At 62.4% G+C, this 19,140-nt stretch carries 15 protein-coding genes; all 15 read left to right on the forward strand.

Annotated features, from left to right (window positions below):
• The first annotated feature begins 76 nt into the window (after positions 1–76).
• The 15 genes from FDQ92_RS09940 (at position 77) to FDQ92_RS10005 (ending at position 19,093) form a co-directional block, all read left to right on the forward strand.
• Positions 77–1,966, forward strand: coding sequence for a penicillin-binding protein (locus FDQ92_RS09940; RefSeq protein WP_246041948.1), 1,890 nt, complete (start codon positions 77–79; stop codon positions 1,964–1,966).
• Positions 1,963–3,522, forward strand: coding sequence for a UDP-N-acetylmuramoyl-L-alanyl-D-glutamate--2,6-diaminopimelate ligase (locus FDQ92_RS09945; RefSeq protein ID WP_137424626.1), 1,560 nt, complete (start codon positions 1,963–1,965; stop codon positions 3,520–3,522). Before FDQ92_RS09940 ends, FDQ92_RS09945 begins: the two co-directional genes overlap by 4 nt.
• On the forward strand, positions 3,515–4,963 hold the full coding sequence (locus FDQ92_RS09950) for a UDP-N-acetylmuramoyl-tripeptide--D-alanyl-D-alanine ligase (RefSeq protein ID WP_137424628.1): 1,449 nt from the start codon (positions 3,515–3,517) through the stop codon (positions 4,961–4,963). Before FDQ92_RS09945 ends, FDQ92_RS09950 begins: the two co-directional genes overlap by 8 nt.
• Entirely contained in the window at positions 4,960–6,501 is a 1,542-nt protein-coding gene (gene murD, locus FDQ92_RS09955; protein ID WP_137424630.1) for a UDP-N-acetylmuramoyl-L-alanine--D-glutamate ligase, read from the forward strand. The genes FDQ92_RS09950 and murD overlap by 4 nt, the downstream gene beginning before the upstream one ends.
• The gene (gene ftsW, locus FDQ92_RS09960; RefSeq protein ID WP_137424632.1) at positions 6,501–7,658 is read left to right on the forward strand and encodes a putative lipid II flippase FtsW; all 1,158 of its coding nucleotides are present in this window, start codon (positions 6,501–6,503) and stop codon (positions 7,656–7,658) included. The genes murD and ftsW overlap by 1 nt, the downstream gene beginning before the upstream one ends.
• 2 nt (positions 7,659–7,660) lie before the next feature.
• Positions 7,661–9,064, forward strand: a complete 1,404-nt coding sequence (gene murC / locus FDQ92_RS09965) for a UDP-N-acetylmuramate--L-alanine ligase (RefSeq protein WP_137424634.1) — start codon at positions 7,661–7,663, stop codon at positions 9,062–9,064.
• On the forward strand, positions 9,061–10,020 hold the full coding sequence (gene murB / locus FDQ92_RS09970) for a UDP-N-acetylmuramate dehydrogenase (RefSeq protein ID WP_137424636.1): 960 nt from the start codon (positions 9,061–9,063) through the stop codon (positions 10,018–10,020). Before murC ends, murB begins: the two co-directional genes overlap by 4 nt.
• Positions 10,017–10,838 (forward strand): cell division protein FtsQ/DivIB, encoded by an 822-nt coding sequence (locus tag FDQ92_RS09975; RefSeq protein ID WP_137424638.1) that lies wholly within the window; start codon positions 10,017–10,019, stop codon positions 10,836–10,838. Before murB ends, FDQ92_RS09975 begins: the two co-directional genes overlap by 4 nt.
• Before the next feature lie 135 nt (positions 10,839–10,973).
• Positions 10,974–12,197 carry a cell division protein FtsA gene (ftsA, locus tag FDQ92_RS09980; protein WP_137424640.1) on the forward strand — a complete coding sequence of 408 codons (1,224 nt, stop codon included), beginning with the start codon at positions 10,974–10,976 and terminating at the stop codon, positions 12,195–12,197.
• Between the two features lie 131 nt (positions 12,198–12,328).
• Positions 12,329–13,528, forward strand: coding sequence for a cell division protein FtsZ (ftsZ, locus tag FDQ92_RS09985; protein ID WP_137424642.1), 1,200 nt, complete (start codon positions 12,329–12,331; stop codon positions 13,526–13,528).
• A 92-nt stretch (positions 13,529–13,620) separates the two neighbouring features.
• The gene (locus tag FDQ92_RS15265) at positions 13,621–13,761 is read left to right on the forward strand and encodes a hypothetical protein (RefSeq protein WP_170180289.1); all 141 of its coding nucleotides are present in this window, start codon (positions 13,621–13,623) and stop codon (positions 13,759–13,761) included.
• 248 nt (positions 13,762–14,009) lie between these two features.
• Positions 14,010–15,755, forward strand: coding sequence for a radical SAM protein (locus tag FDQ92_RS09990; protein WP_137424644.1), 1,746 nt, complete (start codon positions 14,010–14,012; stop codon positions 15,753–15,755).
• 203 nt (positions 15,756–15,958) lie between these two features.
• Positions 15,959–16,879, forward strand: coding sequence for a DnaJ domain-containing protein (locus FDQ92_RS15965; protein WP_170180290.1), 921 nt, complete (start codon positions 15,959–15,961; stop codon positions 16,877–16,879).
• On the forward strand, positions 16,876–17,247 hold the full coding sequence (locus FDQ92_RS10000; protein WP_137424646.1) for a phasin family protein: 372 nt from the start codon (positions 16,876–16,878) through the stop codon (positions 17,245–17,247). The genes FDQ92_RS15965 and FDQ92_RS10000 overlap by 4 nt, the downstream gene beginning before the upstream one ends.
• 193 nt (positions 17,248–17,440) lie before the next feature.
• A complete protein-coding gene (locus FDQ92_RS10005; protein WP_137424648.1) occupies positions 17,441–19,093 on the forward strand; it encodes an ABC1 kinase family protein in 1,653 nt (550 codons plus the stop codon).
• Positions 19,094–19,140: the final 47 nt, after the last annotated feature.

Genomic DNA, 19,140 nt, shown 5'->3' on the forward strand with positions numbered 1-19,140 from the left:
TGATATGAGTCCGCGGTTTTGGGCGTGTTGCACTTGCTTGCGCTGGCTGGCCGTCGGGGTATGTCTTTGCGTTTTGGTGAAGGCGTTTCAACTCCAGGTGCTGGAGCACTCGGTCTGGGCGGAAAGGGCCGATGCTCAGACGCGAACCACCCTGGATATCCCGGTTTATCGGGGATCACTCATGGATCGTTCAGGGCGGCTGCTGGCGGTTTCGGTGGGCCAGCCGTCTTTGTTCGCCGACGGCATGCATGTGACCGATCCGAAGGGAACCGCGGAAAAGCTGGCATCCATACTGAGTGAACCCGTGCAGGAGCTCGAAGGCAGGCTCAGGACCCGGAAGAGGTTTATCTGGATCCGGCGCAATCTTTCGGATGCTCAGGCACTGGAATGTCGGCGAGCCCGGCTCCCGGGGGTTTACCTCACCACCGAATACCGGCGGTTCTATCCTCTGGGGGACTCGGCCGGGCAGGTCTTGGGATTCACCGGGGAGGACGGCGCGGGGCTGGAAGGCGTGGAAAGAGCCTATGACGGATTGCTGCGGCAGGCGGTCCGAAAGGTCGGAGGCTTCCGAGACGGTGGACGTCACAGGATGTGGCTCGATACGGTGCCCCCGCCGGTGGCGGAAGAGCGCTACGGGCTGAAACTGACTCTGGATGCACGCATCCAGTCGCTTTGTGAGCGGCACCTGGAAGAGGCCGTCAGGGAACAGGAGGCTTCCGCCGCCGAAATGGTCGTGCTGGACGCTCGGAGTTTCGAGGTGGTCGCCATGGCCAATTGGCCGCCTTTCGATCCCAATCGGTACGCGTCGTCATCGCCGGGGGAATGGCGGAATCGGGCCATCGCGGATCTTTTCGAGCCTGGAAGCGCCTTCAAGGTGTTCTTGGTGGCGGCGGCCCTGGACGCGGGCCGGGTTCGGGGGAACGAACGGATATTTTGTGAAAACGGAGATTTCAGGCTGGCGCGTCACACCATCCATGATGTTCACCCTCACGGGTGGCTCACTCTTTCGGAAGTCCTGAAGTATTCGAGCAACATCGGGGCTGCCAAGCTGGCCATGGAGGTTGGAAGTGAAACGTATCACCGGTACATCCGGGAGTTCGGTTTCGGGAGCCGAACGGGAATCGACCTGCCGGGTGAAGGGGCGGGCCTCGTCCGTTCATGGGATGCGTGGCGGCCCGTCGATCTGGCATCCTGCGCGTTCGGACAGAGTCTCGCGGTGACGACCCTGCAGCTTACCTGCGCGGTGGGAGCCATCGCCAACGGGGGGCTCATGGGAGTACCGAGGGTGGCGGGTGAAGCCGTCGCCCCCGACGGCCGTACGCTGAAACGGTTCGGAGGGCATCCATGGCGCCGGGTCGTCACCAGGGAGACGGCCGAACGTATCCGAGAGATGATGCAGGCGGTTACCGAACAAGGCGGCACGGGAACCCAGGCGGTTCCGGCGGGATATCCGGTGGCCGGGAAAACGGGGACGGCGCAGGTGCTGGATCCTGAGACGGGCACCTATTCCAACGAGAGATACACGGCCGTTTTCACGGGTTTCGTGCCGGCCGATGATCCCCGGATCGTCATGACGGTGGTCGTTCACGATCCCCGTAAGAGTATCTACGGCGGCGTGGCCGCGGCCCCCGTTTTCAGAAAGGTGGCCGCTTCGGCGCTTCCGCATCTGGGCGTGCTGCCACGCCGTGATCCGCCGTCTCCGACCGCGGCGGTGCGCCGAGCGGCGGCTCCCACGGCTCCCGCTGCAACCTCGAGTCCGCCGGCTTATGCTTCCCGGAACGCCTCTGAAGCCCTCCTTCCGAATCTCTGCGGGCGGACGCTGAAATCGGCCTTGAAGGAGCTGTCGGCACTCGGCGTAACGGCGCGCTTCCAGGGAAGCGGCCTCGTGGTGGAGCAGGATCCGCCGGCCGGTACGGTCCTTCGCGATGCTTCGGAAGTGAGGCTGGTACTCGAGGATCTCTCATGACTACAGAACGGGCGGGACAACCCGCGGCCAGCCCCCTCCACGAACTTCTGGCCGAACTCGAAGTCTTTGAGCTTTCGGGGAATGCAGCGGTGGCCGTCAAGGGATTGGCCTGCGACAGCCGCCGGGTTCAGCCGGGAGACCTTTTCGTGGCGCTCCGGGGTTTTCGCGTGGACGGGCACCGGTTCGTGGATCAGGCCATAGAACGGGGCGCGGCGGCGGTTGTCGTGGAAGAATATCGCGAATCGTTTCCCGAGGTAACGCGGGTGGTGGTCCCCGATACCAGAAAGGCCTTGGCCCGGCTGGCTTCGGCGTTTTTCGGGCACCCCGGCTGCTCGCTCCATCTCATCGGCGTGACGGGAACCAATGGAAAGACCACGACGACGCTCCTCCTGGAAAGCATCCTGCGGGAGGCGGGCCACCGAGTGGGGGTTTTAGGGACTCTGGCCTATCGCTGGGGTGCCGAGGTTCGAAAGGCCGCCATGACCACTCCGGAGTCTCTGGAAATCCAGAAATACCTTGCAGCCATGCGGGACGACGGAATGACCCACGTGGTGATGGAGGTCTCTTCTCACGCTCTGGCGCTGAGCCGCGTGGAAGGTTGCCCGTTCCGGGTGGGGGTGTTCACCAATCTGAGCCAGGATCATCTCGATTTTCATGAAAATATGGAAGCCTATTTCCAGGCCAAGACGTGCCTTTTCACCCGGTGCCCGGCCCGAGCCCCCGCTCCCCCCGTTGCGGTGATCAACGTGGACGACCCTTACGGCAGGCGCCTGGCGGGCATGGTGCCGGGCCCCCCGGTCACCTTTTCCATCGAAGACCCCGGAGCGGAAATCCACGCGGAGAACGTGACCCTGAGTGCCTCCGGCATCCACATGACGGTCCGCACGCCCGTCGGCCGGCTGGACCTGCGGTCCGCCCTTCTGGGGCGGCTCAACGCGTCCAACATCCTGGCCGCCGTCGGCGCCGGGGTGGCTTTGGGCATGCCGACTGATGCCCTCGTCCGGGGAATCGAAGGGGTCCGGGGCGTGGACGGGCGGCTGCAGCGCCTCGCCACGGCAGGCGGGTTTGATGTGGTGGTGGATTACGCCCACACCCCGGACGCCATGGAGAAGGCGCTTGCGTGCCTTCGGGAGTTGACCCGGGGGCGCCTCTGGGCGGTTTTCGGCTGCGGCGGAGATCGAGACCGCATCAAGCGTCCCCTGATGGGCCGTGTCGCCGCTCGCCTTGCGGATCTGGTGGTGCTCACCAGCGACAATCCCCGAAGCGAGGACCCGGCGGCCATCTTGCGGGAGATCGAACCCGGGGTTGAAGCGGAAGGGCTTTCCCGCTTCGAACCTCGGGACCTTCCCGTTTCGGATCGCGGATACACGGTGATTGCCGATCGTAGGGAAGCCATCGAATACGTGCTGTCGCGGGCGCTTGCGGGCGATCTGGTTTTTGTGGGGGGCAAAGGCCACGAAACCTACCAGATCGTGGGCGACATGATCCTCGATTTCGACGACCGTCGGGTGGTGGCGGAGTTCTTCCGGCCGGCCCGGGCGGCGGCCGATGACTGAAGAGGTGAAGGTGGACTGGTCCGTTTCCCGCATCATTGAAGCCACCGGAGGCCGGTTGGTCCGGGGAGGGATGGGCGCGTCGGTTCGGGAAATTTCCACCGACAGCCGCCGCATCGGGCCCGGCGACGCCTTCGTGGCGCTTGTGGGGGAAAACCACGACGCCCACCGCTTTCTAGCCCAAGCGGTGGATCGGGGAGCGGCGGTCCTGGTTGTTTCCCGGGAAGAGGCGGTTTCGACCGTCCGGGGCGATGTCCCCATCGTGCTGGTGGAGGATACGCTTCGGGCTTTGGGCGATCTAGGAAGATACCGGCGGAACCGGGCGGCCATTCCCGTTGTGGGCATCACGGGAAGCAATGGAAAGACGAGCACGAAGGAAATGGTGGCGGCTGTGTTGAGCACCCGATGGAAGGTGCTCAAAAACGCCGGAAATTTCAACAACCTGATCGGTGTTCCCCTGACGCTCCTTTCGCTGGATTCCAGCCACGAGGTCGCCGTGATCGAAATGGGGATCAACGTTCCGGGCGAAATGGAACGACTGGTGGCTGTCGCCGAGCCCACGGTGGGACTCATCACCAACATTCACCCGGCGCATCTCGATGGACTCCGGTCGGAAGATGCGATCCTGTTGGAAAAGGCCGCCCTGTGGCGCGCGCTTGGAAGGGACGGTCTGGCCGTGGTGAACCGTGATGATGAGCGGCTGGATCGGCTGGCTTCGTCGATTCCGGCTCGAAAGGTGACCTTTTCGTCGAAATCCCGGGAGGCCCACGTGAGGGCTTCCGGGCGCCCGGACTTTTCCGGGGGCCGGACGCGTTTCGCCGTTGATTTCGAAGGCAAGGTTCTTCCGGTGACCTTGGCCGTCATCGGGGAGCACCAGATGCATAACGCCGTTGCAGCCGCGGCTGTCGGTTACGGCCTCGGGCTGTCGCCCGAAGCCGTCGTCGAGGGGCTGAACGGGCACCGGCCGGTGCCGCAACGCATGGAGACCCTGTCGCTTCCGGACGGCACGATCATCATCAACGATACCTACAACGCCAATCCCGTTTCCGTGATGGAAGCGGTGCGGACGGCCGTGCAGGTGGCGGGGAAACGCCCCGTGGTCGTGGTGCTCGGAGAAATGAGGGAATTGGGACCACAGTCGCCGCAATATCACCGAAGGGTCGGGAGGCGGATCGGGGGCTTGGGGCTGAGTCGCCTCATCACCCAGGGGCCGCTCGCACAGGAGATCTCCAGAGGAGCCAGGGAAGTGGGTTTTCCGGCATATAGGTGCTGCCACGTGGAAAATCATGAAGAGGCCGTGGCGGAACTGCTCCATCACTGGTATCCCGGTGCCTGGATTTTGCTCAAAGGTTCACGGGGAATGCGGATGGAGCGGGTGCTTGAAGCGATCCTTCAGAGGATGGGGCCGCCCGGCCGCCCCGCCGGGGAAGAAGAGAGCGCATGAAAGGAACGACCCCTTCGTCGGCGGCGCCACGGTCGGCCGAATCCCCTTCAGCCGCGTTCGCGCGTACCTTGGTGGTCGGGCTTGGTGTCTCGGGCCGAGCGGTCTGTGAGCTGCTTTGCCTGCGCGGCGTGGAGGTGACCGGGACGGATCTGGCGCCGGAGGCGACGCTCCGGAACCTGCTGGTTCCGCTGGAATCGCTGGGATGCCGGTTTCACCTGGGATCTCACCGGGAGGAAGACTTCCTTTCGGTGGACCAGATCGTGGTGAGCCCCGGCGTGCCGTTGGGCCTTCCGCCGCTTCAAGCGGCCGCGGAGCGGGGCATCGAGATTGTGGGCGAAATGGAATGGGCCTGGCGGCAGACGGACGTTCCCACCGTGGCCGTCACAGGAACCAACGGAAAGACGACCACCACGCACCTGGTGGGAGAGTTGCTCCGGGCTTCGGGCAAACGTGTTTTCGTCGGGGGAAACATCGGCGTTCCCCTGACCCGCTGGCTGCTGGACCGGGAAAGGCGGGCGCGCTCGGAAGAGAACTTCGAGACCGTTCCGGGAATCGACGCGGAACTTCTGGTGTTGGAAGTGAGCAGCTTTCAGCTGGATACGGCCCGCACCTTCGCCCCCGACATCGCGGTGCTTCTCAACGTGACCGAAGACCACCTGGACCGTTACGAAAGCTTCGCCCATTATGCGGATTCCAAGTTTTCCATCTTTTCGCGGCAGTCCAAGAACCAGGTGGGGATTCTGAACGGTGACGATCCCGTCTGTCGTGAAGGAATCGACCGGGTTCCGGGGCGCCGGTTCATTTTCTCACGGAAGGATCCTAGGGCCGACGCCTTCGTGCGGGACCGCCGGGTCCGGATTTCCTTGCCGGGCAGGGACTCCTTTTGCCTGGACTTGAGCGCCTGCCCCCTCCAGGGGATCCACAATGAACAAAACATACTGGCGGCGGCGCTAGCCGCCGCCTGTGCCGGTGGGAGCCCCGCCGCCATGCAGGACCGCCTGAACAACGTTCGGCCCATGCCTCACCGGATGGAATCCGTCAGAATGTGGCGCGGCGTCGAGTTCGTAAACGATTCCAAGGGAACCAACGTGGGGGCCGTTGTGAAGGCGCTGGAAAATTTCCATCGACCGGTATGGCTCCTCATGGGCGGCAGGGACAAGCTGGGATCGTACGAACCGCTTCGGAGGCCGATGGAAGCGAAGGTGCGGGGGGTACTGGCCTTCGGGGAGGCGGGTCCACGTATCGCGAAGGCCGTGGGAAACTGGGTTGCGGCGGCGGTTTACGAAGGCTTGGAAGAGGCTTTCAGAGCGGCCGCAGCCGGAGCGAAACCCGGAGACGTGGTCCTCCTGTCTCCAGCCTGCTCGTCTTTCGATCAATACAGGAGCTACGGGGAAAGGGGCGATCATTTCAAGGCGCTGGTTTGGGCGCTTCCCGATGAAAGTGAAGGGAGCGGGATCGCGGGAGATGGTCCCCCCGCAGGCGCGGCGTGTTGCCAGGATTCGCCCCGAAGCGGGGCCAACGGACTGCGAGGCGTGTGATGAGCCGAATCGAGAGGCTTCCGCCCGAAACCGGCAGGGACTTTCCACCGGAATCGAATTCCGACGGCCGAGTGATCCTGTTGTGGCTTCTCGTCCTGGCGCTTGTGGGCTTCGGCCTGGTCATGGTTTACAGCGCGAGCGCCGTGATGACGCTACGGAAGTATTCGGACTCGTTATATTTTCTCAAGAGGCAGGTGCTTTTTGCCGCAGTGGGCGTCGCCGTCGCCTGGGGGGCGTCGCGGGTTCCTTACCCGTGGTACCGGTTCCTTTCCCGATGGATCCTGGGGTTGGCTTTCGCGCTGCTGGTCCTGGTGCTGGTTCCCGGCGTGGGCCGGGAATTCAATGCGGCCAGACGCTGGTTGCCGCTGGGTCCTCTTTCCTTTCAGCCTTCTGAAATCGTCAAGGTGGTCTGGATCGTCTATCTGAGCGCGTACCTGGCTGAAAAGCGCGAAGTGTTGCAACGGTTCCGGCAGGGGCTTTTCCCGGTTGTGCTCCTTTTCGGAGTTCTGGCGGGCCTTCTGCTCATGGAGCCGGACTTCGGTGCGGTGTGCATCCTTGCCTTCGTTACGGCCGTGATGCTACTGGCCGGCGGGATTCCCTGGCGGCATCTGATGCTGTTCGCGCTGCCGGCGTTTCTGGGCTTTTACCTGGCGGTGGTTCGGGTGCCGTACCGGCTGGAGCGGATCACGGCCTTCACCAATCCATGGACGGACCCTCTGGATTCCGGCTACCACCTGATTCAATCCTGGATAGCCGTGGGTTCGGGAGGCCTCTGGGGCAAGGGGCTCGGTGCGAGTCAGCAGAAGCTGTTCTATCTTCCGGAACCCTTCACGGACTTCGTGTTTGCGGTGTTGGGTGAGGAACTGGGGTTTGTGGGGATTGCGGTGCTGGTAGCGCTGTTTTTTGTGTTTTTCTGGAAGGCGCTGAACGTGGCTCAGGATGCTCCCGAACCCTTCGGGTCGTTCTTGGGGCTGGGGCTGGCTTTCCTGATCCCTCTTCAGGCCTGGATCAACATGGGGGTTGTTCTGGGACTGCTTCCGACCAAGGGGCTGACGCTTCCTTTCATTTCCTACGGGGGCAGTTCGTTTCTGGCCAATTGCCTGGCCGTCGGAATCCTTCTGAACATTGCGCGGCGAAGCGATATGCGGGCGGCTTAAACGTGTACAAACGATACCAGCACATCCATTTCGTGGGGATCGGAGGCATCGGGATGAGCGGCATCGCGGAGGTGCTGCTGAACCTGGGCTACCGCATCAGCGGGTCCGACCTTCGTGAGTCGGACACCACGCGGCGCCTTGAGGGGCTCGGCGCAAAGATCTGCATCGGTCACCGCGAAGAAAACATCCAGGGGGCGGACGTGGTGGTGCTCTCGTCGGCCATCGGGGAAGACAATCCCGAAGCGGTGGCGGCGCGCCGGGTGGGGAAGATCCCGGTCATCCGCAGGGCGGAAATGCTCGCCGAACTCATGCGACTCAAGTACGCGGTGCTGGTGGCGGGGGCTCACGGGAAGACAACCACAACGTCCATGGTGGCGACGGTGCTCGCGCGCGGGCGCCTGGACCCCACTGTGGTGATCGGAGGAAAGCTCAACGCTTGGGGCACCAACGCCAAGTTGGGCACCGGGGAGTTCGTGGTGGCGGAAGCGGACGAAAGCGACGGAACCTTCCTGCTGTTGCCTCCGACCATCGCCGTGGTGACCAACATCGACCTGGAGCATGTGGACTACTACCGGGACCTGGACCACATCCGGGAAACCTTTCTCACGTTCATCAACCGGGTTCCGTTTTACGGCCAGGCGGTGCTCTGCTTGGAGGACGAAAACATTCAGGAACTGCTGCCCAGGATCGAGAAGCGGTTTGTCACCTACGGGTTTTCCCCACAGGCGGATTTCCAGGCGCGAGATGTGGAGACGGAAGGTCTCAAGACCCGTTACCGAGCGTTCTTCCAGGGCGAAGAATTGGGCGGGATCGAGATCCGGATTCCAGGACGCCACAATGTATTGAACTCCTTGGCTGCGGTGGCGGTGGGCCGGGAGCTGGAGATCGACTGGCCGAGTATCCAGGCCGGCTTAGAAGACATGACGGGTGTTCAGCGGCGTTTCCAGATCAAGGGCGATGTGGACGGCATCCTGGTTCTGGACGATTACGGGCATCACCCGACGGAAATCCGCGCGGTACTCGATTCGCTGGCCGAGTGCTTTCCGGACCGGCGGCGGGTGGTGGCCTTCCAGCCGCACCGTTACAGCCGCACACATGGGTTGATGGATCAGTTCGCCAGGTGCTTTTACCAATCGGACGTGCTTCTGGTGACTGAAATCTACGCGGCCGGCGAAGCTCCCCTTCCCGAAGTATCGGGAGAGGTTTTGGCCGGGAAAATCGCGGCTCACGGGCATCACGAGATCCGCTACTGCCCGACGCTGGAGGACGTGACAGCGGAATTGCTCCGGATCGCTGTACCCGGGGATGTGGTGATCACTCTGGGGGCCGGGAGCATCTGGCAGGCGGGTGAGCGGTTCTTGGAAGCGCGAAAGGCCGGAAAAGGGCGCCTTGGAGTGAGGGCATGACCGTGGCGGTCGAAAATCGTGCCGGAAACGGGGTCGATGCCAAACGGCCCGCGTGGGAACGCCTGAAACGGCTTGCTCAGGTGGACCTTTCCTGGGACGAGCCGCTTTCGGCGCACACGACGTTTCGAATCGGAGGGCCAGTGAAATGCCTGGCGCGGCCGAAGACGGAAGATGCCTTGAAAGCCCTGTTGCGCTGGGCGGCGGAAGCATCGGTTCCGTATTGGGTGCTGGGAGGGGGGAGCAACGTACTGGCTCCCGACGGCCCCTGGGAGTCTCTGGCGATACGACTGGACGGCATGTTCGGCGCCGTGGAATGCGCGGAGGCGGCGGGGGGCGCGGTCCGATTGAAAGTCGGCGCTGGGGTGAAGCTCGCGCGTCTTCTCGGCTATTGCCTTCGGTATCGGTTGAGCGGGATGGAATTTCTGGTGGGCATACCGGGAACGCTGGGTGGGGCGGTGGTCATGAACGCGGGGACCGCCGAAGGAAGCCTTTCCCAGGTGCTGGAAGGGATCTCGGTTCTCTGCGCCGATGGGTCTTCCCGCTGGATGCCGATCGGCGAACTCAGTCCCGGGTACCGTTTCTTGAACCTTCCATCGTCGGTCATCGTCCTGGGGGCGACGCTCTCCCTTCGGCGTGCGCCGCGGGAAGAGATTCGAAGACGAATGAGCCAGGGGATGAGGGTGCGCCGGCGCACTCAGCCCCTCAATCTGCCTTCGGCGGGATGCGTGTTCAAGAATCCGCCAGGCCGCCCGGCGGGGGCGCTCATTGAATCGGCCGGCCTCAAAGGCTGCCGGATCGGCGGTGCTGAGGTCTCGACCCGGCACGCCAACTGGATCGTCAATCGCGGGGGAGCTACGGCCGGGGACGTCCGGCAGGTGATGGAACGGGTGGAAGAGCGGGTTTTCAAACGCTTCGGTGTCCGACTGGAACGGGAAATACGGGTGTTGGAGCCATGACAGGAAAGGCCAACCAATATCGGCGCGATCCGGGGGACAGGACCTGTCGGGTCGTTTGGTTCAAGACGATCGGTGTCCTCGTGCTGGCCGGTTTCGCCGTGGTGGGTCTGAGCGCCGCCTTCGCCCGCGGCTATCATGCGCTTCTCGAGAGTTCCATCCTTCAGCTGCGCAGCGTGGAGATCACTGGGTTGGAACGACTGGATCGAAGGACGGTCCTGGACACCCTGGGCGTGCCCAAGGGGGCGAACGTCCTTTCGCTTCGCCTGGATAGGTTGGCTCGAAGGCTGGAAGGGTTGCCGTGGGTCAAAGACGCTGTTTTGAGGCTGGATGCTCCCGGGAGGCTGGTAGTCGCCGTTCGGGAACGGAAACCCTTCGCCGTGGTGCACGGGGACACGACGTATCTGGCGGACGAGGAGGGGCGCCTGTTTCTTGAGACTACGGTTCAGTCGCATCTGGAGCTTCCTCTCATCACGGCTCGCAGTCTCCAGGAACTCAAGGACGGAACGGACCTGCGCCCGGAGATTTTTCAGGCCTTCAGGGATCTGCTGGAGACTCTGGAACGGACCGACTGGCTGCCGCCGAGCGCGGTGTCGGAATTCCGCTGGGAGGATCCCTTCGGTTTCGTTCTCCTGACCAACCCGAAAGGAGTGACGGTTCGCGTGGGCCGCGGCGGTTTCAAGGAAAAGCTGGACCGGCTGCATCGGCTGCTGATGGTTCTGCAGGAACGGAATCTTCTGGAGGCGGTGACGGCCGTCGATCTGGATTACGTAGACCGGGCTTTCGTCAAGGGTCGTTTTGGGGAGTCCACGGGGGTTTAGGCCAAACGCGTCGGAGATCCACGATCTCTACGGATTGCGGCGGGCTCGGGCGTCGTGCGGACCCGGAAGTGACGGCGGCAATCCCGCTTAAGGCTTCGGTCATTTTCGCGGTCGGTGGGCACTGAAGGGGAGGAAATGGCCAAAAAAGAAGAACTCATCGTCGGGCTCGATTTGGGCACCACCAAGATCTGTGCGGTGGTGGGTGAAGTGACTCCCGAAGGGATCGACATCGTGGGGGTTGGAACCTCCCCGTCCTTGGGGATGAGAAGCGGGGTGGTGGTCAATATCGACCAGACCGTGAACTGCATCCGAAAGGCGATCGACGAAGCGGAACTCATGGCCGGCTGCGAGATATCCTCGGTGTATGCGGGGATTGCGGGTACCCATATCACCAGCCTGAACAGCCACGGGGTGATCGCCATCAAGAGCCGGGAGGTCACGCCGACGGATATCGATCGCGTCCTTGATGCAGCCCGCGCCATCGCCATGCCCTTCGACCGGCAGGTACTGCACGTGCTTCCTCAGCAGTACATCGTCGATGAACAGGAAGGCATTCACGATCCGCTGGGGATGTCCGGCGTACGGCTGGAAGCCAAGGTCCACATCATTACGGCCGCCATCAGCGCGGTGCAGAACCTGGTCAAGTGCTGCGAGCGGGCGGGGCTGCACGTGCGGGACGTGGTGCTGGAGTCACTGGCTTCGGCTGAATCCGTGCTGGACCCCGACGAAAAGCAGCTGGGTGTGGCGCTGGTGGACATGGGGGGCGGAACGTCCGACCTGGCGGTGTTTCGAGACCAGGCCATCCGGTATTCCTGCGTCATCGGTCTGGGCGGAAACCACGTGACCTCCGATATCTCCGTGGGACTTCGTACGTCCATGGACGAAGCGGAAAAGATCAAGAAACAATACGGCAGCGCCCTGGTGGAACGGGTGGATCCTCAGGAGGTGATTGAAGTGGGTTCGGTGGGCGGCCAGAAACCCCGACAGCTGGCGCGGTCGATCTTGGCCGAGATCATCGAGGCCCGCGTGGAAGAAATGCTCAAAGTGGTGGAACTGGAACTGATCCGCTCCGGTTACATCGAATCGCTTCACGCCGGGGTGGTGCTGACCGGAGGCGTTTCGCTGCTTCCGGGAATCAAGGAATTGGCTGAGCGGGTCTTCGACCTGCCGGTCCGGATCGGGGTGCCGTACCGGTTCGGCGGACTCGGAGACGTGGTGAAAAACCCCATCTATGCCACGGCGACGGGCCTCATCCTCTACGGCCGGCAGCACGGCCCTCAAGAGAGGTATGCGTCACCGGAAAGCGGACTGTTCAAGCGCCTGTGGCAGTCGTTGAAACAATGGCTCAAGGAGTTCTAGGAAGCCGCCCGCGGGGGTGCCGCGTCCCATGGGGGAGCGGACGTCTTACAGCGGCTTTCGAGGCATCGGGTGAGGGATCGGTCAGGGGCACAGAAGTCAACCCAAGCATAGCGACGGGAGGGCAAGGCAGCATGGAACGACTTACATTGAACGGAGCGACAATCAAGGTCCTGGGAATCGGGGGAGGCGGCGGCAACGCCATAAACAACATGATAGCGGCCGGGATGCAAGGTGTGGATTTCATCGCGGCCAACACCGATTTCCAGGTGCTCGAACAGAATTTCGCCGAAATCAAGATTCAGCTGGGAACCAACCTGACCAAGGGGCTGGGGGCCGGGGGCGACCCGGGAATGGGGGCCCGGGCGACACAGGAAGACATCGACAAGATCAAGGAAGCCGTCCAGGAAAGCGACATGGTGTTCATTACGGCGGGACTCGGCGGCGGGACCGGAACCGGCGGGGCCCCTCTGGCGGCCCAAGTCTGCAAGGAGCTGGGCATCCTCACGGTGGCCGTGGTGACCAAGCCCTTTACCTTCGAAGGCCGCGTGCGGCAGCGAAACGCCGAAGAGGGCCTCAAGGCTCTCCAGGAGGTGGTGGATACGCTCATCACCATCCCCAACGACCGCCTCACCAGCCTCGCCGACCGTCGGGCGACCCTGCTCGACATGTTCCGCCGCGCCGATGACGTGCTGCTCCACGCCGTCAAGGGAATCTCGGATCTCATCATACAGCCGGGGCTCATCAACGTGGACTTTGCCGACGTGAAAACGGTGATGAGCGAAATGGGACTCGCCATGATGGGAACGGGTGTGGGCCGCGGCGAAAACCGGGCTGTCGATGCCGCCCAACAGGCCATCTCCAGTCCGCTGCTGGAAGACATTTCCATCCACGGGGCCCGGGCCGCACTGATCAATATCTGTGCCGGGCCGGATCTGGGCATGTATGAATTTGAAGAGGCGTCGTCCATCATTTATAAAGAAGTGGATGAAGAGGCCCAGATCATCCTGGGGACCACCATCGATCCCAACATGGAAGAGGAACTGCGCGTGACCGTGATCGCCACCGGGATCGGCCAGCAGCGGCAGCAGCAGCCCCAGCCGCCGCGCATGACGCGGTCCGCTCGGGTCCGGCCGATTCAGCCGGAACCGATCGTTCCGACTTTCGAACCCGTGACCATGGGAGCGGGGGCGCCCCGCCGGCAGGTTCACAGGGAAGCCGCGCAGCAGGACGAAACGCCGCGCCGAAGAAACTTTTTCAAAAGACTCACGGGGGGAACACCCGAAGAAGAAGACTGGAACATACCTACTTTCATCCGTCGCCAGGCCGATTGAGTTTGCGCTGAAGGCCCGTTCGACCGTCGCGCGGCTGCAGGTTTCGCGGAGAGCGGGTGGGCGGTTCGCGAACGGCACATAAGGAGCGGCTCATGCCCTGTAGGAGCCGGCTTGCCGGCGACCAGGGTCAACGCGGCATTGCTGGTTTTGCGGGTCGCGGGCAAGCCCGCTCCTACCGACAACGGAACACCGGGACGATCGCCTTGACGGAAAACCGGGCCGATCCCATGTAGGAGCCGGCTTGCCGGCGATCCTGAATCGCTGTAGGAGGCCCGCCCTCGGGCCGATGCGGCGGGGCATTCAGGTTGGTTCATCGTGGCGAGGGCGCCGCTCCTACAGGAACAAGGAACCTCAGGGCCCGAAGAGCATGAGCTTGTTTTTGGACAAGCTCTTATCGTGATCCCGACGGCTCCGGCCCATCCTTTCCCTGGCACGACGAAAGAGAAGTTCCTGATTCGGAATTCCCCGTGGCAGGGTGACCATGAGCTGGAAGCAGGTCCGGCGCCATCAACAATGGCTGGCCGAGGAAAAAGGGAGTTTCCGCCGCCCGGAAGGCGGCAGGATCCGGGTCGCGCTGGCCTATCCCAACCGATACGGCGTGGGGATGTCCAACCTGGGCTTCCAGGCGGTGTACGGCCGGTTGAACGCCCTGGCCGATGTGGGTTGTGAGCGCGTCTTCTATCCGGAGCCGGAAGATCTGCCTTCCTTTCGAGACCATTCCGAAAAGCTCCTGTCCCTGGAAACCAACCGGCCGGTAGGCGATTTTCATCTGCTCGCCTTTTCCGTCTCCTATGAAAACGACTATCTGAACCTCCTGGAAATGCTGCGCTTTGCGGGGATTCCCCCGAAGAGTTCCGATCGAAACGCACCCCATCCACTGGTGGCCGCCGGAGGCGTGGCTGTCTTCCTCAACCCCGAACCGCTGGCGCCCTTCATCGACTTTTTCTTTATCGGGGAGGCCGAGGCCCTCCTTACCCCGTTCTGGGAGCATTGGAAAACTCTGGAGGGGCTGAAGCTGGATCGCTCGGCCCTGCTGAGAACCCTGGGTTCCCAATGCCCGGGAATCTACGTCCCAAGCCTGTATGAGCCGGTTTTCGATCCGTCCGGCCGCCTGGAAGCCCTGGTACCGTCCGGCGAAGCGCCCGCCCGGGTGGCCTTTCAACGGGCCGATCTGTCGCGAGAGACGGTCTGCCGCACGGTGGTGCTCACGCCTCACACGGAATTCAGCGATGTCTGCCTCGTGGAACTGGGGCGGGGATGCGGCAGAGCCTGCCGATTCTGCGCCGCCGGCTTCGTCTATCGCCCTCCCCGTTACCATACGGCGGCAAAGATCCTCGCCGCCGCGCGTGAAGAACTTCGGCGCACGTCGCGACTGGGCCTCGTGAGTGCGGCCGTTTCCGACCATCCCGAGATCCGGACGCTCTGCCCGGAACTCGTCCAGGCGGGAGCTTCCCTTTCTTTTTCGTCGCTTCGGGCCGACGGCGTCAGCGATGAACTCCTGGCGGCGCTGGATGAAAGCGGCCACCAGGCGGTAGCCATCGCCCCGGAAGCCGGTTCGGGAAGGCTGCGCCGGGTGATCAACAAGCACCTGTCAGAGGAGCAGATCCTCCAGGCGGCGGAACGCCTGACCGAATTCGGGGTGTTCAACCTCAAGCTCTACTTCATGATCGGCCTCCCGACCGAAACCAGGGAAGATGTATGGGAAATCGTGGAACTCACCAAGAGAATCAAGCATCATGTCCTTCAGAGAAGCCGCGGCAGGAAGCGCTTGGGGACCATCACTCTGAGCGTGAATTCCTTCGTTCCCAAACCGTTTACGCCGTTTCAGTGGGTCCCCTTCGCGGGAGTGGGGACACTTAAGGAGCGGGCTCGGTGGATCAAGGCGGCTCTGGGCAAAGTGGCCAATGTGCGGGTCCATTTCGATGTGCCCAAGTGGGCCTACGTCCAGGCACTGCTCGCAAGAGGCGACCGGCGTGTGGCAGGGTTCCTGGAAAAGGTGGCACTGGACGGTCTTTCCTGGTCTCAAGCGTACAAGGTGCTGCCCTACAATCCCGACTTTTGGGTGATGCGCGAGCGGGACCGGGACGAGCCGTTTCCCTGGGAAGTCGTCGACTATGGACTCCGCAGGTCTTTTCTGTGGGAAGAATACCGAAAGGGCCTGGACGAAAAGGAAAGCCCTTTTTGCGTGCCCGAAAAGCCGTGCAGGCGCTGCGGGGTTTGCGGGTAGAAGCCGGTCGAAAGCCGCCGGAGCCTGGCGTCGCGGCGCGTTCCGTTCCCGGTGGCGCCCTCGCGGCGCCGTGGTTGCCGGCTGTGGGGAAGATGGTTAAAAGGGGTTAGTGTTTTGAGTGATTTTTCGTTTTGTGATAGGTTGCTTGACGTGATTCGTGATCGTCTTTTCCAGGGGAATTGGGGCAAGGAGTTGGCCGTTTGATGAACGGGAACAATTATTATGGAATACTCGGGGTCTCGCCCCAGGCGGGTCCCGAAGAGATCAAGAAGGCCTATCGGCGGCTGGCTTTGGAGACGCATCCCGACCGGAACCCGGGAAATCGTGAAGCCGAGGAACGTTTCAAGCGGATCAGCGAGGCCTACGGCGTCCTGTCCGACCCCGTGAAGCGTGCCCAGTACGATCAGTACCGGAGGTTCGGGTTCGCCGGCGGGCCGCGTGCCGCGGGTGGTCCCGAGGCGCGGGCCGGGTTCCGATACAGCCAGGAAGAAATCTTCCGGGATTTTTTCAGCAGCCGCCAGGCTCGAGAGATTTTCGAAGAGATGCAGCGGGAATTCCAGCGAATGGGGTTCCGTTTTGACGAGCGGTTTCTCAACAACTTCTTTTTCGGCGGGAAGTCACAAGTCTTTCAGGGGGTCTTTTTCGGAGGGCCGGGCGGGGTGAGGATTTTTCGATTCGACCCTACGGGCCGAAAGCCGGGACGCCAAGGATTTGGGGCACAGCCGGCGGGGAAATCAACGCATCCACACGCACAGCCGTCCCTGGTTGTCCCTGTTCTGAAGGCCACGGGCTCTCTTCTCTGGCAGGCAGGCAAACAGCTCGGAAAGCGTTTGGCTCGGAAGGTCATGAACTGGGCCGAAGCCGAAGCGGACCGCGAAGACGCCCGGCAGGAAAAGCCGGACATCCTTTACCGGTTGGCCATCGATCCCCGGGACGCCCTGGAAGGCGGCGTGGTTGAAGTGGAACTGCCGCACTTGGAACGCAACAAGCGCGTGGCGGTGAGGATTCCGCCCGGCGTCCGGTCCGGGAGTCGCCTCCGCCTGAAGAACCTGGGGCACCGGCTGGGGAGCGATACGGTGCGCCGTGGAGACGTTTACTTGGAACTCGTGGTGGAAACGACATGAAGACGGCGGATGGTTCGTGGCTTTCCAAACAGGAGGGGCAACAGATGTTGGATCTCATCAAGAAGGGCCTGCTGGCGGGTCTGGGAGCCGTAGTGGTGACCAAAGAACGGGTGGAGAAGGCGACCCAGAAGCTGGTGGAGGAAGGCAAGATTTCGGCGGATGAAGCAGAGAAGCTGGCTTCGGAACTCGTCGAAAGCGGTGAGAAACAATGGCATGAAGTTCAGGCCAAGATCGAGGAAAGCGTTAAGCGGGCGACGGAGAACTTGAATCTCTGCAACCGGCGGGAGTACGAAGAACTGAAGTCCCGCGTGGAGGCGCTGGAAAAACGCGTGACCGTGGTGGAAGACCTCACCCGCGAGCCCGAGTGAATCGGGCATCGATGCCTTCCCTTGAAACGGATCGAAACCCGCCTGGAGTTTATCGAGAGGCCCTGTCCCTTGAAAGCGGAAACGGCCCGCCCGCCGTTCCGTTCGGCCGTCGGGTTTCTCCCGCATCGTAACCTTCCCCCTCAGGCGGCGAAGGGGCGGGCTGTGGTCTGACGCCGGCGGCGGAGAGACACTGGTGGAAGTCAAGGCCTTCATGCACGTCGGCCGATTCAAAGACATTGTTCTGATCCTTATCAAGTACGGATTCGACGATGTGGTGGATCGGCTCGACTTTCCGGCCAAAAGCCTGCTGGAGCGGATCCATCCCATAGATACTCAGATGAGTACCTGGGAGCGGATCCGGCGGGCATTGGAAGATCTGGGGCCGACCTTCGTCAAATTCGGCCAGATGCTGAGTCTTCGGCCGGATCTGCTGCCCTATGCCCTCATTATTGAACTGCGGCGGCTTCAGGACAACGTGGCCCCCGTGCCGTTCGATGCCATCCGGCAGCTGGTGGCGGACAACCTGAAAAAGCCCCTGGAAGACGTCTTCATCCATTTCGACCAAGTCCCAATGGCGGCAGCTTCTATGGCCCAGGTTCACCGCGGGGTGCTGAGGGACACCCGCCAGGTGGTGGCGGTCAAAGTGCAGCGGCCCCACATCCGCCAAATAATCGCAAAAGACCTTTACATCCTGGAAGCTATCGCTCGGGAGCTGCACGAAAGGTCTGAAGACCTTCGTATTTACACCCTGCCGAAACTGGTCCGAGAACTCAAAAGGACCATGTTTCGCGAACTGGATTTCACCCTGGAGGCTCGAAACATAAAGATCGTGGCGGCCAACTTCCGCGACGATCCCGAGGTCCGCATGCCGGCGGTATTTGAGGCGTACTGCACCCGTCAAATGCTGACCATGGAGCTGATCCGAGGAACCCGGCTCCAGGATTTGGTCGCCGCAGGTACGGTGGACGGAAAGGAACTGGCGCGGCGGGGCCTCCGGGTCATCGTCAAGCAAATCCTTTTGGACGGTTTTTTCCACGCCGACCCGCATCCTGGAAATATCCTGGTTCAGGAAAACGGGGTACTGTGCTTCCTGGATTGGGGCATGGTGGGGCGACTCACCCGCGAAACCCGTTTCCAGTTGATCGACCTCATCGACGCCATCGTGGAAAAGGACAGCGAACGGGTCATGGAAATGCTGATCCAGCTGAGCCAGGGAACCACCGAGCCCAACGAAGCCTATCTGCAGCGGGAGATTCTCGACATCTTGGACGCGTATCACAGCGTGTCGCTGAAACACTTGGACCTAGGCCAGCTGCTCCTGGAACTGACCGGTCTTCTCCGCGAACACCGCCTCCAGCTTCCTACGGATCTCGCCGTCATGATCCGCGCACTCGTGACCGCCGAAGGCACAGCCCGCCAGATCTATCCCGACCTGAACGTGGTGGAGGAAGCCGAAGGCTACGTGAAGGCGCTCGCCACGGAGCGATGGAAGCCGGCGGAAATCATGCGGAACCTCCGGAGGACACTCCGCCACATGGGCGTGCTCTATAGGCAGCTCCCCATGCGCGTTTCCCAGATTGTCGAAAAAGTGGAACGAGGCGAGCTGAGTGTCCATTTCCAACACGAAAACCTGGGGGATTTCCGCCGGAGCATTGAAAACAGCTCCAACCGCCTCACGCTGGGCATCATCATAGCCGCTATGATCATCGGATCCTCCATGGTCATCACCACCGGGGTCGAACCCTTTCTTTTCGGGTTCCCCGCCTTCGGAATCCTCGGCTACATGATCTCCGGTGTGCTGGGGCTCTGGCTGGTTTTCAACATCATCCGATCGCGGAAATACTGAATCTCAACTCGGGCTCTTAGTACAGCTCCGCGGGCTATGGAGCAACA

It is taken from the genome of Desulfoglaeba alkanexedens ALDC, from assembly GCF_005377625.1.
GTDB classification, from domain to species: Bacteria; Desulfobacterota; Syntrophobacteria; order Syntrophobacterales; family DSM-9756; genus Desulfoglaeba; species Desulfoglaeba alkanexedens.